Genomic DNA, 15,434 nt, shown 5'->3' on the forward strand with positions numbered 1-15,434 from the left:
GGGCCCGTCCGGTCCGGCCAGGGCGGTCTCCCGGACCCAGCAGCGCAGCAGATTCTCCGCGCCCGCCGTGTCGGCGGCCCGCTCGTCCTGGAGCAGTCCACCGTGCCGCGCCAGATGACGGCACCGCACGACGAGTGCCGCATCACGAAGTCCACGGCCACCGGCGGGGCACCGGACGACCCGCTCGACCATCCGGACCCGCTGCGGGCCGCCGACACGGCGGGCGCGGAGAATCTGCTGCGCTGCTGGGTCCGGGAGACCGCCCTGGCCGGACCGGACGGGCCCACACTCCGCATCCCCCTCCCCGCCAGCGGCACGGCCCTGCTCGTCCCCGTCCTCTACTGGTCGGCCACGGGCTGGCACCGCTTCGGCCCGGCGGCCCTGGAGGGAGCACCCGAGGGGGCACCGCCCGCCGACGCCGTCACCATCGCCGCCCTGCTGGGCCGCGAGGCCGGCCGGGACGAGGGGGCCGACATGGTGGCCCGGGTGGCCGACTCGGTGCGCCGTACCGCCGGATTCATCGCCGAGCGGCGCCGCGCCCCGCACGCCCCGGCCGGAGCGGACCTCTTCCTCACCGCCGAGCAGTCGCTGCTGCTCGGTCATCCGCAACACCCCACCCCCAAGAGCCGCGAGGGGCTCTCCGACGCCGAATCGCGCCTCTACTCGCCCGAGTCGCACGGCTCCTTCGCGCTGCACTGGATGGCCGTCGACCGGTCCGTGCTGGCCACCGACTCCGCCTGGACCGACGGAGGCCGTCCGGTGCCGGCCACGGAGCTGGTCACCGCGCACGCCCCGGGGCTGCGTCTTCCCGACAACACCGCACCGATTCCGCTCCACCCCTGGCAGGCCCGCGAACTCGTACACCGTCCCGAAGTCGCCGCGCTGCTCGACGCCGGACTCCTCCACGACCTGGGACCGCACGGCGAACGCTGGCACCCCACCTCATCCGTTCGCACCGTGCACCGGCCCGGTGCCGATGTCATGCTGAAGCTCTCCCTCGGCGTTCGCATCACCAACTCCCGCCGGGAGAACCTCCGCAAGGAACTCCACCGCGGAGTGGAGGTCCACCGGCTGCTCCGCAGCGGGCTCGCCACCCAGTGGCACGCCGCCCGTCCGGGCTTCGACATCGTCCGCGACCCCGCCTGGCTGGCCGTCGACGGCCCGGACGGCCGACCCGTCCGGGGTCTCGATGTGATGCTCCGCCACAATCCGTTCGGGCCGCACGACGACGCGGTCTGCATCGCGGCGCTGACCGCCCCCCGCCCCTGGCCGGGCCGGGCGGGCATGCACTCACGCCTCGCCGAGATCGTGCTCTCCCTGGCCGCGGCCACCGGGCGGACCGTGGGTGCCGTCGCCGCCGAGTGGTTCCTGCGCTACCTGGACCGCGTCGTGGGCCCCGTGCTCTGGCTCGACGCCCACGCGGGCGTGGCCCTCGAAGCGCACCAGCAGAACACCCTGGTGATGCTCGGCCCCGACGGCTGGCCCGTCGGCGGCCGGTACCGCGACAACCAGGGCTACTACTTCCGTGAGTCCCACCGCGCGGCGCTGGAACAGCGGCTCGCCGGCATCGGATCGGTCAGCGACACCTTCGTCTCCGACGAGGTCACCGACGAACGCTTCGCCTACTACCTGGGCATCAACAATGTGTTCGGTCTGATCGGGGCGTTCGGCGCCCAGCACCTCGCCGACGAGCGCGTGCTCATCGCGGCCTTCCGCCGATTCCTGGGCTCGGCCGCCGCAGCGGGTTCGCCGCTCCCCACGCACCTGCTGGAGAAGACCCACCTGCGGTGCAAGGCCAATCTGCTGACCCGGATGCACGGCCTCGACGAACTGGTCGGCCCCGTCGACACCCAGTCCGTCTACGTCACCATCGCCAACCCCCTTTGTGCCTGAAGGAACATGACTACCGCCTGAACCGCCGAGAGGAGAGCAACACCGTGGCTCCCGCCGATGCGCACACCGACGCCGGGACCGGCCCTGCTCCGCAGGCCGACACAGCTGCCGAGGACACCCTGGACCTGGAGCTCTCCGAAGAAATCCTCGCGCTGCTCGGGGAGGACCCCCCGGCCGGCGAGGCGATGCGCCCGCTGCCCGGCGCGCCCGCGTCACCCGCGTCGTCCCCTCCGGGCGGCGCGGGCCCGGCGGCGGGCACCGGGCCGGTCATGAGCAGGGCGGCCGTCTCCGATCTGCTCGACCACCCGGCCGACTGGCGACCGGTCACCACTGCGGCCGGAGTCTTCCAGCTCGTCCCCGTACGGCTCGAACGCGATCTCGCCGTACTGACCCGCTGGATGAACGACCCCGCCGTCGCGGCCTTCTGGGAGCTCGCCGGACCCGAAGCCGTCACGGCCGCCCATCTGCGCCCCCAGCTGGAGGGCGACGGACGCAGCGTCCCCTGCCTCGGCGTGCTGGCGGGCATCCCCATGAGCTACTGGGAGATCTACCGCGCGGATCTCGACCCGCTGGCACGCCACTACCCGGCCCGCCCGCAGGACACCGGGATCCACCTGCTCATCGGCGGCGTGCACAACCGCGGACAAGGCGTCGGCACCACTCTGCTGCGCGCCGTCGCCGACCTCGTACTCGACAACCGCCCCCGGTGCGCGCGCGTGGTCGCGGAGCCCGATCTGCGTAATACCCCGTCCGTCTCAGCCTTTCTGAGTGCCGGATTCCGCTTCTCCGCGGAACTCGAACTCCCGGACAAGCGAGCTGCCCTGATGGTCCGCGAACGAATCCACCGTGCCCAACTGTGAACGAACTGCTGCCCAATTCACCCCGCTCGAACCCCATCGGTTCCACCCCGAGGAGTCCCCGTGCCGAAATATCCCGCGAGCCATGATTCAGCGGAGCCCGCCGAGCCGCTCAGCACACCAGAACTGAACCCGGAGGTCTGGGACAGGGCCGCCGCCCGGCTGCTCGCGAAGATGCTCGGTCAATTCGCCTACGAGGAAGTCGTCGAGCCGGTCGCCCAGGCCGGTCCGGGCAATGCCTACACCCTCGGACTCGACGACGGGAAATCCCTCGCCTTCACGGCCCGGCGGGGCGTGTACGGGAGTTGGCACATCGCCCCCGACTCGATTCTGGAGGTGCCCGGGAAGGATTCCGGGACGCCGGACGGCGATCCGGGTCCGGACTCCGAGCCGGACGCCGGAGCCGTGCCCTTCCGCGATCCGCTCCAGTTCCTCGTCCGCGCCCGTCGTCTCCTCGACATCGACGGCGCCACCCTCGGACACCTGATCCGAGAGATCACCACCACCCTCACCGCCGACGCCCGGCTCGACCACACCGCGCTCCCCGCGGCCCGGCTGGCCGACCTCGACTACGCCGAGCTGGAGGGCCACCAGACCGGCCACCCCTGGCTCGTCGCCAACAAGGGCCGCCTCGGTTTCTCCGCCGCCGACGCCGCCCGCCACACCCCCGAGGCCCGCACGCCCCTCACGCTGCCGTGGATCGCGGTCTCCACGAGGATCGCCGCCTACCGCGGAGTGGCCACGCTGGCAGGCCCGGAGCGGCTGTACGCGCAGGAGCTCGACCCCGAGGTCCGCGACTCCTTCGACGGCGTGCTCCGTGCCCGCGGCCTCGATCCCGACAGCTACCTCTTCCTTCCCGTGCATCCCTGGCAGTGGGACGAATGGATCGTTCCGGTCTTCGCCCCCGCCATCGCCGCCGGCGACATCGTTCCGCTCCACCCCGACGCGGACCTCCGGCTCGCCCAGCAGTCCATCCGCACCTTCAGCAACGTGGCCCGCCCCGACCGGCACACCGTCAAGCTGCCGCTGTCGATCCTCAACACACTGGTCTGGCGCGGACTGCCCACCGAGCGCACCCTCGCGGCCCCCGCCGTCACCGCCTGGGTCCACGGGCTCCGCGACCAGGACGCGTTCCTGCGCGACACCTGCGGGGTCGTCCTGCTCGGGGAGGTGGCCTCGGTGACCGTCGAGCACCCGCTCTACGACCACCTTCCCGAGGCCCCGTACCAGTTCAAGGAGATCCTCGGCGCGATCTGGCGCGAACCCCTCCAGCCCCGGCTCGCACCCGGCGAACGGGCCCGGACGCTCGCCTCGCTGCTGCACACCGACCCGCAGGGCCGTGCCTTCACGGCCGAGCTCGTCGCCCGCTCCGGACTGACGCCCACCGCCTGGCTGACCCATCTGTTCGCCGCGCTGCTGCCGCCGCTGCTGCACTTCCTCTACCGCTACGGCACGGTCTTCTCCCCGCACGGCGAGAACGCCATCGTGGTCTTCGACGAGCACGACGTACCGGTGCGCCTGGCGATCAAGGACTTCGTCGACGATGTGAACGTCAGCGCCCGCCCGCTGCCCGAGCACGAGTCGATGCCCGAGGACGTACGCCGGACGCTGCTCACCGAGGAGCCCTCCTTCCTCATCCAGTTCATCCACTCCGGACTCTTCGTCGGAGTGTTCCGCTTCCTCTCCCCGCTCTGCGAGGAACAGCTGGGCGTCCCGGAAGCCGATTTCTGGTCACTCGTCCGGGCCGAGATCCTGCGCCACCACGCCCGCTTCCCCGAGCTCAAGGAGCGGTTCGAGATGTTCGACCTGCTGACACCCCGCATCGAACGCCTCTGTCTGAACCGCAACCGCCTGCACGTCGACGGCTACCGGGACCGCCCCCAGCGTCCGCACGCGGCCATCCACGGGACCGTTCCCAACCCGCTCCACCCCGCCACCGGTGTCCGGGAGTGACTCTGTTGTCAGTGGCGCCCCGTACGCTGGTCGGGCTATGACGAAGCCATCCCTCCCCGAGCTCCTGCACGCCGCCGTGACCGCCGTCGGCGGTACGGAACGACCTGGTCAGGCCGCCATGGCCGGGGCCGTCGCAGAGGCCGTCGACGACAATTCCCATCTGCTGGTCCAGGCCGGTACCGGCACGGGCAAGTCCCTCGGCTACCTGGTGCCCGCGCTGGCGCACGGGGAGCGGGTCGTGGTGGCCACGGCGACGCTGGCGCTCCAGCGCCAGCTCGTGGAGCGCGACCTTCCGCGCACGGTCGACGCACTGCATCCCCTGCTGCGGCGGCGCCCGGATTTCGCCATGCTCAAGGGGCGGTCCAACTACCTCTGTCTGCACCGGCTCCATGAAGGGGTGCCGCAGGACGAGGAGGAGGGGCTCTTCGACCAGTTCGAGGCCGCCGCCCCGTCGAGCAAGCTCGGCCAGGACCTGCTGCGGCTGCGCGACTGGTCGGACGACACCGAGTCCGGTGATCGCGACGACCTCACCCCCGGGGTCTCCGACCGTGCCTGGGCACAGGTCTCCGTCTCCTCCCGCGAATGTCTGGGCGCCAGTAAGTGCGCCTACGGCGCGGAGTGCTTCGCCGAGCTCGCCCGGGAGCGGGCCAAGCTCGCCGATGTCGTCGTCACCAATCACGCCCTCCTGGCCATCGACGCCATCGAGGGCGCGCCGGTGCTCCCGCAGCACGAGGTGCTGATCGTCGACGAGGCCCATGAGCTGGTCTCCAGGGTCACCGGGGTGGCCACCGGCGAGCTCACCCCCGGCCAGGTCAACCGTGCGGTGCGCCGAGCGGCGAAGCTGGTGAACGAGAAGGCCGCCGACGCGCTGCAGACCGCGTCGGAGGGGTTCGAGCGGGTCATGGAGCTGGCGCTCCCCGGCCGTCTGGAAGAGGTCCCCGAGGACCTCGGCTACGCACTGCTGGCGCTGCGCGACGCAGCGCGCACCGTGATCTCGGCCATCGGCGCCACGCGCGACAAGTCCGTGCAGGACGAGGACGCGGTGCGCAAGCAGGCCCTGGCAGCGGTGGAGACGATCCACGGCGTCGCCGAGCGCATCACTCAGGGCTCGGAGTACGACGTCGTCTGGTACGAGCGCCACGACCGCTTCGGTGCCTCCCTGCGGGTCGCGCCGCTCTCCGTCTCGGGGCTGCTGCGCGAGAAGCTCTTCACCGAGCGGTCCGTCGTCCTGACCTCGGCCACGCTCAAGCTCGGCGGAGATTTCAACGGGGTGGGGGCCTCGCTCGGCCTGGCCCCCGAGGGCACCGCGGGCGACGACCTTCCGCAGTGGAAGGGGCTCGACGTCGGCTCGCCCTTCGACTACCCGAAGCAGGGCATCCTGTACGTCGCGCGGCATCTGGCCACGCCGGGGCGGGAGGGTTCCCGCACCGACATGCTGGACGAGCTCACCGAGCTGGTGGAGGCGGCGGGCGGGCGCACCCTCGGGCTGTTCTCCTCCATGCGGGCGGCCCAGGCCGCCGCGGAGGAGCTGCGGGGCAGGCTGGACAAGCCGATCCTGCTCCAGGGCGAGGAGACGCTCGGCGAGCTGATCAAGAACTTCGCCGCCGACCCCGAGACCTGTCTCTTCGGCACGCTGTCGCTCTGGCAGGGCGTCGATGTGCCCGGACCCAGCTGCCAGCTGGTGATCATGGACCGGATCCCGTTCCCGCGCCCCGACGATCCGCTGATGAGCGCGCGCCAGAAGGCGGTCGAAGAGGCGGGCGGCAACGGGTTCATGGCCGTCGCGGCGACGCATGCCGCGCTGCTGATGGCTCAGGGGGCCGGCCGGCTGGTCCGGGCCACCGGTGACAAGGGCGTGGTCGCCGTGCTCGACCCGCGTCTGGCCAATGCCCGGTACGGCAGCTATCTGCGCGCCTCGCTGCCCGACTTCTGGTACACCACCGACCGGAATCAGGCGCGCCGCTCCCTCGCGGCGATCGACGCGGCGGCCAAGGCCGACGGGAAGTAGTCCGCCACGGGCGCTCGGTGACATGCCGGGCGCACGGGGACATGGGCAGGGCCCCGGGATCGGCGCAGTGGATCCCGGGGCCCGGTCAGAACCGGCGAGCTTCACACCCGCCGCAGCACCGCCACCACCTTGCCGAGGATCGTCGCCTCGTCGCCCGGGATCGGCTGGTATGCGGAGTTGTGCGGGAGGAGCCATACATGGCCGTCCTCCCGCTTGAAACGCTTGACCGTGGCCTCGCCGTCCAGCATGGCCGCCACGATGTCGCCGTTCTCCGCGACGGGCTGGCGGCGCACGGTGACCCAGTCGCCGTCGCAGATCGCCGCCTCGATCATCGAGTCACCGACGACCTTGAGCACAAAGAGCTCGCCGTCACCGACGAGCTGCCGGGGGAGCGGGAAGACGTCCTCGACCGACTCCTCCGCGAGGATCGGGCCGCCGGCGGCGATCCGGCCGACCAGCGGGACGTACGACGCGGCGGGCTTGCCGGTCGTGTCGGTGGGCTGCGAGCTGGGCTGGTCCGAACCCCGGACCTCGTACGCCCGCGGGCGGTGCGGGTCGCGGCGCAGGAACCCCTTGCGCTCCAGGGCCATCAGCTGATGGGCGACGGAGGACGTGCTGGACAGGCCCACCGCCTGACCGATCTCCCGCATCGAGGGCGGATATCCACGCCGCTGCACGGAATCCCGGATCACCTCGATCACTCGCCGCTGCCGGTCCGTGAGCCCCGAGCTGTCCGCCCGGATTCCAGGAGGTCGACCGGGCAATGAGCGCGCTGGACGCGCGGGCTCTGGCCCCTCCATGTTCGTGACTGAGTCATTCATGGCATGCACCGGCTCGAATCGGCTCTGGGAGCGGTCCTGGGCAGTGATGGTGGCACTGTCAGCGGTGGTGGTCACGTCGGCCCCTCTCGAATGGTCTCCCTAGCTGGACAACGGTAGTAGCTTTCGAAAGGTTGCGCCAAACACACGTTCGAGTGAAAAACAAATAAAAGTCTGCCGTGTGTTCTCTGCCGGGTGTATGTGCGATGACCGAGGGGTCTGGGCCGCGCCGAGGGGGCTCCGCAATTCGGGCTTTTACGGTAGCGGCCGTCGGTGCGCCGCCGCCATGCGGGGTGGCCGTCGGGCCGTTGTTCGAGTCCGACAATCGGGGCCCCGTAATCCTGGCGGCCGGACCGTTCCCGTAACCTCGTACGCGGCCGTACGCTGCCTGCCGGTCGCTCGTGATGCGCGACACGCGGTAGGGCCGAATGCGCACCCAAACCCAAGATCTAGTGGTTGGATTGCTCCGGCCGCCCAGAAGTTGTGGTCCCCGGTCCGCCGGGGGTGTGGCCATCGCCTATGCTTGTGACAGCTTCGAGGGGCCCCGGCGGGCCCTGAAGAGGCTATTCAGTCGTGCTGTGAAGGAGGGTTGGGAGCCATGCACTGCCCCTTCTGCAGGCACCCCGACAGCCGGGTCGTCGACAGTCGCACCACCGACGACGGCACGTCGATCCGACGCCGCCGCCAGTGCCCCGACTGCTCCCGCCGTTTCACGACGGTGGAGACCTGCTCGCTGATGGTGGTGAAGCGCAGCGGGGTGACCGAACCCTTCAGCCGCACCAAGGTCATCTCCGGCGTGCGCAAGGCGTGTCAGGGCCGGCCGGTCACCGAGGACGCCCTCGCCAAACTCGGCCAGCGGGTCGAGGAGGCGGTGCGCGCCACCGGCAGTGCCGAGCTGACCACTCATGACGTGGGCCTGGCGATCCTCGGCCCCCTGCAGGAACTCGACCTCGTCGCGTACCTGCGCTTCGCGTCCGTGTACCGGGCGTTCGACACACTCGAAGACTTCGAGGCGGCCATCGCGGAACTCCGTGAGCGGCGGCCTCGCGTGGAAGGACGCGGGAGCGGAGAGATCCTTGAGGTCCCCGTTCCCGCCGTCGCCGCCGACTGATCGGCACCGGCCGACCGACACGGTTCCGTGGATCGGCGGCAGGGCGGCTTCATAGACCTGCTCCGGGCGCTCTGCGTGGCGTCCGAGGCATCAGAGACAGACTGTGCCCCGGGAAGTTCTGGGCACTTCAGGGTGTTTTTGCCCACATATGGGAGGCGGCATGACAGAGACGGCGAGCGGCCCGGCACGAGGTTCCCGCGCCAAGGGAGCCAAGTCGAGCAAGGGTCTGCGCATCGACCGCATCCACACCACTCCCGGCGTACATCCGTACGACGAGGTGGCGTGGGAGCGCCGTGACGTCGTCATGACCAACTGGCGCGACGGTTCGATCAACTTCGAGCAGCGTGGCGTCGAGTTCCCCGACTTCTGGTCGGTGAACGCGGTCAACATCGTCACCAGCAAGTACTTCCGCGGGGCCGTCGGCACCCCGCAGCGCGAGACCGGTCTGCGACAGCTGATCGACCGGATCGTGAAGACGTACCGCAAGGCCGGTGAGGACCACGGCTACTTCGCCTCTCCCGCGGACGCCGAGATCTTCGAGCACGAGCTGGCGTACGCCCTCCTGCACCAGATCTTCAGCTTCAACTCGCCGGTCTGGTTCAACGTCGGCACGCCCCAGCCGCAGCAGGTCTCCGCCTGCTTCATCCTGGCCGTCGACGACTCCATGGAGTCGATCCTCGACTGGTACAAGGAAGAGGGAATGATCTTCAAGGGCGGCTCCGGCGCCGGCCTGAACCTCTCCCGTATCCGCTCCTCCAAGGAGCTGCTCTCCTCCGGCGGCAACGCCTCCGGCCCGGTCTCCTTCATGCGCGGCGCCGACGCCTCCGCCGGAACGATCAAGTCCGGTGGCGCCACCCGCCGCGCGGCCAAGATGGTCATCCTCGACGTCGACCACCCCGACATCGAGAACTTCATCGAGACCAAGGTGAAGGAGGAGGAGAAGATCCGCGCCCTGCGCGACGCGGGCTTCGACATGGACCTGGGTGGCGACGACATCACGTCCGTCCAGTACCAGAACGCCAACAACTCGGTCCGTGTGAACGACGAGTTCATGAAGGCCGTCGAGGCCGGCGGCAAGTTCGGGCTGCGCGCCCGGATGACCGGCGACGTCATCGAAGAGGTCGAGGCGAAGTCCCTCTTCCGCAAGATGGCCGAGGCGGCCTGGGCCTGCGCCGACCCGGGCATCCAGTACGACGACACCATCAACGCCTGGCACACCTGCCCGGAGTCCGGCCGGATCAACGGCTCGAACCCGTGCAGCGAGTACATGCACCTGGACAACACCTCGTGCAACCTCGCCTCGCTGAACCTGATGAAGTTCCTCAAGGACGACGGCAAGGGCAACCAGTCCTTCGAGTCCGAGCGCTTCGCCAAGGTCGTCGAGCTGGTCATCACCGCGATGGACATCTCCATCTGCTTCGCGGACTTCCCGACCCAGAAGATCGGCGAGAACACCCGCGCCTTCCGCCAGCTCGGCATCGGCTACGCCAACCTCGGCGCCCTGCTGATGGCGACCGGCCACGCCTACGACAGCGACGGCGGCCGCGCCCTCGCCGGTGCCATCACCTCGCTGATGACCGGCACCTCGTACAAGCGCTCCGCCGAGCTCGCCGCGGTCGTCGGCGCGTACGACGGCTACGCCCGCAACGCCGAGCCGCACCAGCGCGTCATGAAGCAGCACGCCGACGCCAACGCCGCGGCCGTCCACATGGACGACCTGGACAACCCGATCTGGGCCGCCGCGACGGAGGCCTGGCAGGACGTGATCCGGCTCGGCGCGAAGAACGGTTTCCGCAACGCGCAGGCCTCGGTCATCGCGCCCACCGGCACCATCGGTCTCGCGATGTCCTGCGACACCACCGGCCTCGAACCCGACCTCGCCCTGGTCAAGTTCAAGAAGCTGGTCGGCGGCGGCTCGATGCAGATCGTCAACGGCACGGTCCCGCAGGCCCTGCGCCGCCTGGGCTACCACGAGGAGCAGATCGAGGCGATCGTCGCCCACATCGCCGAGCACGGCAACGTGATCGACGCCCCCGGCCTGAAGACCGAGCACTACGAGGTCTTCGACTGCGCGATGGGCGAGCGTTCCATCTCCGCGATGGGCCACGTGCGCATGATGGCCGCGATCCAGCCGTGGATCTCCGGCGCGCTCTCCAAGACGGTGAACCTGCCGGAGACGGCCACCGTCGAGGACGTCGAAGAGGTCTACTTCGAGGCGTGGAAGATGGGCGTCAAGGCGCTCGCGATCTACCGCGACAACTGCAAGGTCGGCCAGCCCCTCTCCGCGAAGACCAAGGAGAAGGAGAAGGAGGCGGTCACCGCCAAGGCCGAGGAGACCATCCGGACCGCGGTCGAGAAGGTCGTCGAGTACCGCCCGGTCCGCAAGCGTCTGCCCAAGGGCCGTCCCGGCATCACCACCTCCTTCACGGTGGGCGGCGCCGAGGGCTACATGACCGCCAACTCCTACCCGGACGACGGTCTCGGCGAGGTCTTCCTGAAGATGTCCAAGCAGGGCTCCACCCTCGCGGGCATGATGGACGCCTTCTCCATCGCTGTCTCGGTCGGTCTGCAGTACGGCGTCCCGCTGGAGACGTACGTCTCGAAGTTCACCAACATGCGCTTCGAGCCGGCCGGCATGACGGACGACCCGGACGTGCGGATGGCACAGTCGATCGTCGACTACATCTTCCGCCGCCTCGCGCTGGACTTCCTGCCCTTCGAGACCCGCTCGGCGCTCGGCATCCACTCGGCCGAGGAGCGTCAGCGCCACCTCGACACCGGTTCGTACGAGCCCTCCCTGGAGGACGAGGAACTGGACGTCGAGACCCTGGCCCAGTCCGCCCCGGTGCGGACGGAGCCGCTGAAGGCGGTGGCCGCGGTGCAGGAGGCGGAGAAGCCCGCCCCGAAGACCGCGCACACCTCGGCGGAGCTCGTCGAGATGCAGCTGGGCATCAGCGCGGACGCGCCGCTCTGCTTCTCCTGCGGCACGAAGATGCAGCGCGCCGGTTCCTGCTACATCTGCGAGGGCTGCGGCTCGACCAGCGGTTGCAGCTGACCGCCCGCGTGATCAGGCCGGTCGCGCCGTTGCGCATGATGTGTCCGGGTGGCTGAACCACAGCCCGGGGAGGGCGTCGACTTCCGGTCGGCGCCCTTCCGGCGTGCTCCGGGCCGGACCGCGCAGCGTGCCGTCCGGTCTGCGTGCGGCGGTTCCCGCGGTGTGGCACGATCTTGCAGATGACCAGCAGACCCGATGAGGCGCAGCGCCTGCGCGACCTTGCGCGGTTGCGTCGCGTCCGTGACCGGATGGACCGGGAGTTCGACCAGCCGCTGGACGTCGAGGCGCTCGCCCGTGGCGTGCACATGTCGGCGGGGCATCTGAGCCGCGCGTTCCGGCAGGCGTACGGCGAGTCTCCGTACGGCTACCTGATGACGCGGCGCATCGAGCGGGCGATGGCGCTGTTGCGGCGCGGTGATCTCAGCGTCACCGAGGTCTGTTTCACGGTCGGCTGCTCCTCACTGGGTACCTTCAGCACACGCTTCACCGAGCTGGTCGGCATGCCGCCCAGCGCCTACCGCCGCGAGGCCGAGCGGGCCACCGCGGGCCTGCCGTCCTGTGTCGCGAAGCAGGTGACCAGACCGATCAGGAATCGAGAAGCACGGCCTCCGGGCCACGATTAGCGTGACGTTCATGGACCTCACGATTCACACGAGCTTCCTTCCGCACGACGACCCGGACGCCTCGCTGGCCTTCTACCGCGACATCCTGGGCTTCGAGATCCGCAACGACGTCGGCTTCGGCGGGATGCGCTGGATCACGGTCGGCCCCGCCGGCCGGCCCGGCACGTCGATCGTCCTGCAGCCGCCCGCCGCCGACCCCGGTGTCACCGAGGACGAGCGGCGTACCATCGCCGAGATGATGGCCAAGGGCACCTACGCGGCCGTCACCCTGGCCACCTCCGACCTCGACGGCACCTTCGACCGGCTGCAGGCCGGCGGTGCCGAGGTCGTCCAGGAGCCGACCGAGCAGCCGTACGGGGTCCGCGACTGCGCCTTCCGCGATCCCGCGGGCAACCTCATCCGCATCAACGAGGCGCGCTGAACCGTTCGGCGACCGCGGCCAGGACCCACGCGGGCCGCCGCACGACGGGGCGTCGGCCGGACCGGCGCCCCGTTCCCACGCCGCACGAAGCCGGTGACGAGGCCGGTGGGATCCGGTGGCATCCGGTGACGAAACCGCTGACGAAACCGCTGACGAAACCGCTGACTACGAGCCGGGCGACGCAGACGGGGACCGCGACGGCGGCTCCGCCCGACAGATGGAGAGAAGATGAGCATGGCCAAGACGGACCCGCAGTCGCCTGCGCCGCACGCCGCCGACAGCCACGACCTGATCCGCGTGCACGGCGCGCGCGTGAACAACCTCAAGGACGTCAGCATCGAGATCCCGAAGCGCCGGCTGACGGTGTTCACCGGAGTCTCCGGTTCGGGCAAGAGCTCACTGGTGTTCGGCACCATCGCCGCGGAGTCGCAGCGGTTGATCAACGAGACGTACAGCGCCTTCGTGCAGGGCTTCATGCCGACCCTGGCGCGGCCCGAGGTCGATGTGCTCGACGGCCTGACCACCGTGATCACCGTCGACCAGCAGCGCCTCGGCGCCGACCCCCGCTCCACGGTCGGCACCGCCACCGACGCCAACGCGATGCTGCGCATCCTCTTCAGCCGGCTGGGCAAGCCGCACATCGGCTCGCCCCAGGCGTTCTCCTTCAATGTCGCCTCGGTCCAGGCGAGCGGCGCGTTCAAGGTAGACCGGGGTGCCGACCGGACCAGGACCGTGAAGCGGACCTTCACCCGCACCGGCGGCATGTGCACGCGTTGCGAGGGCCGGGGCACGGTCTCGGACATCGACCTCACCCAGCTCTACGACGACTCCAAGTCGCTCTCCGAGGGCGCTTTCACCATTCCCGGCTGGAAGTCGGACAGCTTCTGGACCGTGCGGGTCTACGCCGAGTCCGGGCTTCTCGACCCGGACAAGCCGATCCGCAGGTTCACCAAGAAGGAGATGCAGGACTTCCTCTACCGGGAGCCGACCAAGGTGAAGGTCGAGGGCGTCAATCTCACGTACGAGGGACTGATCCCCAAGATCCAGAAGTCGTTCCTCTCCAAGGACAAGGAGGCGTTGCAGCCGCACATCCGGGAGTTCGTGGAGCGAGCGGTCACCTTCACCACCTGCCCCGACTGCGACGGCAGCCGGCTCAGCGCGGAAGCCCGGTCGTCGAAGATCGCGAAGCTGAACATCGCGGACGCCTGCGCGATGCAGATCAGCGACCTGGCCGAGTGGGTACGCGGCCTGGACGACCCCTCCGTGGCCCCGCTGCTCGCCGCGCTGCAGCGGACCCTCGACTCGTTCGTCGAGATCGGACTCGGCTATCTCTCGCTCGACCGTCCGTCGGGCACGCTGTCGGGCGGCGAGGCGCAGCGCGTCAAGATGATCCGCCACCTCGGCTCCTCGCTCACCGATGTCACCTATGTCTTCGACGAGCCCACCATCGGCCTGCACCCCCATGACATCCAGCGGATGAACGACCTGCTGCTGCGGCTGCGGGACAAGGGCAACACGGTGCTGGTCGTGGAGCACAAGCCGCAGACGATCGCGATCGCCGACCACGTCGTCGACCTCGGTCCCGGCGCGGGCACGGCGGGCGGCACCGTCTGCTTCGAAGGCACCGTGGAGGGGCTGCGCGCCGGCGACACCGTCACCGGCCGCCACCTCGACGACCGGGCGGCCGTCAAGAAGACGGTGCGCAAGCCCGCCGGGGCGCTGGAGATCCGCGGGGCGAGCGCACACAACCTTCAGGGCGTCGACGTCGACATCCCGCTCGGAGTGCTGACCGTCGTCACCGGAGTCGCGGGCTCCGGCAAGAGCTCGCTGGTGCACGGATCGATCCCCGCGGGCGCGGAGGTGATCTCGGTCGACCAGGGCGCCATCCGCGGTTCGCGGCGGAGCAACCCGGCGACGTACACCGGACTGCTCGACCCGATCCGCAAGGCGTTCGCGAAGGCCAACGGAGTGAAGCCGGCACTGTTCAGCCCCAACTCCGAGGGGGCCTGCCCGACCTGCAACGGCGCGGGTGTCATCTACACCGATCTGGCGATGATGGCGGGTGTCGCCACCACCTGCGAGGAGTGCGAGGGAAGGCGGTTCCAGGCCTCGGTGCTCGACCACCGCTTCGGGGGCCGCGACATCAGCGAGGTGCTGGCGATGTCGGTGGCCGAGGCCGAGGAGTTCTTCGGCGCCGGCGAGGCGCGCACACCGGCCGCGCACCGGATCCTGGAGCGGCTCGCCGACGTCGGCCTCGGCTACCTCAGCCTCGGCCAGCCGCTCACCACACTGTCCGGCGGCGAGCGTCAGCGGCTGAAGCTGGCGACCCACATGGCCGACAAGGGCGGTGTGTACGTCCTGGACGAGCCGACCACCGGGCTTCACCTCGCCGACGTCGAGCAACTGCTCGGACTGCTCGACCGGCTCGTCGACTCCGGCAAGTCGGTCGTCGTCGTCGAGCACCACCAGGCGGTCATGGCGCACGCCGACTGGATCATCGACCTGGGCCCCGGTGCCGGTCACGACGGCGGCCGGGTCGTCTTCGAGGGCACCCCCGCCGACCTCGTGGCCGCCCGCTCCACCCTCACCGGCGAGCACCTCGCGGCGTACGTGGGCTCCTGACCGGGTCCGTGCGACGGGGCTTCGTGGCAGGAGTCCCGCGGCGCGGCTCCGTGGTGCGGCTTCGTGGTGCGGT

The 15,434-nt window shown here is 70.1% G+C and carries 10 protein-coding genes; 9 read left to right on the plus strand and 1 reads right to left on the minus strand.

What is annotated here, in order from left to right:
* Nucleotides 1–114: 114 nt before the first annotated feature.
* Genes AADR41_RS15025 through AADR41_RS15040 form a run of 4 tightly spaced genes read left to right on the plus strand, consistent with a single transcriptional unit; the run spans nucleotide 115 to nucleotide 6,711 of the window.
* Nucleotides 115–1,893, plus strand: coding sequence for an IucA/IucC family protein (locus tag AADR41_RS15025; protein ID WP_446751044.1), 1,779 nt, complete (start codon nucleotides 115–117; stop codon nucleotides 1,891–1,893).
* A 44-nt stretch (nucleotides 1,894–1,937) separates the two neighbouring features.
* Complete coding sequence (locus AADR41_RS15030; RefSeq protein WP_342281889.1) at nucleotides 1,938–2,753, plus strand: GNAT family N-acetyltransferase; 816 nt, start codon at nucleotides 1,938–1,940, stop codon at nucleotides 2,751–2,753.
* Between the two features lie 60 nt (nucleotides 2,754–2,813).
* Nucleotides 2,814–4,703: an IucA/IucC family protein gene (locus tag AADR41_RS15035; protein ID WP_342281890.1), complete on the plus strand. Its 1,890-nt coding sequence runs from the start codon at nucleotides 2,814–2,816 to the stop codon at nucleotides 4,701–4,703.
* 37 nt (nucleotides 4,704–4,740) lie between these two features.
* Nucleotides 4,741–6,711, plus strand: coding sequence for an ATP-dependent DNA helicase (locus AADR41_RS15040; protein WP_342281891.1), 1,971 nt, complete (start codon nucleotides 4,741–4,743; stop codon nucleotides 6,709–6,711).
* A 101-nt stretch (nucleotides 6,712–6,812) separates the two neighbouring features.
* Here AADR41_RS15040 and lexA read toward each other — a convergent pair whose 3' ends face one another.
* Nucleotides 6,813–7,607: a transcriptional repressor LexA gene (gene lexA, locus AADR41_RS15045; protein ID WP_072488421.1), complete on the minus strand. Its 795-nt coding sequence runs from the start codon at nucleotides 7,605–7,607 to the stop codon at nucleotides 6,813–6,815.
* A gap of 520 nt (nucleotides 7,608–8,127) precedes the next feature.
* On the opposite strand from lexA, the gene nrdR reads away from it, so the two are divergent.
* From nrdR to AADR41_RS15070, 5 genes are all read left to right on the plus strand, one after another.
* Nucleotides 8,128–8,640 carry a transcriptional regulator NrdR gene (gene nrdR, locus AADR41_RS15050; protein ID WP_266911355.1) on the plus strand — a complete coding sequence of 171 codons (513 nt, stop codon included), beginning with the start codon at nucleotides 8,128–8,130 and terminating at the stop codon, nucleotides 8,638–8,640.
* 160 nt (nucleotides 8,641–8,800) lie between these two features.
* Nucleotides 8,801–11,695, plus strand: coding sequence for a vitamin B12-dependent ribonucleotide reductase (locus AADR41_RS15055; RefSeq protein ID WP_342281892.1), 2,895 nt, complete (start codon nucleotides 8,801–8,803; stop codon nucleotides 11,693–11,695).
* A gap of 179 nt (nucleotides 11,696–11,874) precedes the next feature.
* A complete protein-coding gene (locus tag AADR41_RS15060) occupies nucleotides 11,875–12,318 on the plus strand; it encodes a helix-turn-helix transcriptional regulator (protein WP_266621715.1) in 444 nt (147 codons plus the stop codon).
* A 10-nt stretch (nucleotides 12,319–12,328) separates the two neighbouring features.
* Nucleotides 12,329–12,739 carry a VOC family protein gene (locus AADR41_RS15065; RefSeq protein WP_342281893.1) on the plus strand — a complete coding sequence of 137 codons (411 nt, stop codon included), beginning with the start codon at nucleotides 12,329–12,331 and terminating at the stop codon, nucleotides 12,737–12,739.
* Between the two features lie 228 nt (nucleotides 12,740–12,967).
* A complete protein-coding gene (locus AADR41_RS15070; RefSeq protein WP_342281894.1) occupies nucleotides 12,968–15,361 on the plus strand; it encodes an excinuclease ABC subunit UvrA in 2,394 nt (797 codons plus the stop codon).
* The last annotated feature ends 73 nt before the right edge of the window (nucleotides 15,362–15,434 follow it).

It is taken from the genome of Streptomyces sp. CLV115 (genome assembly GCF_038448545.1).
GTDB classification, from domain to species: domain Bacteria; phylum Actinomycetota; class Actinomycetes; order Streptomycetales; family Streptomycetaceae; genus Streptomyces; species Streptomyces sanglieri.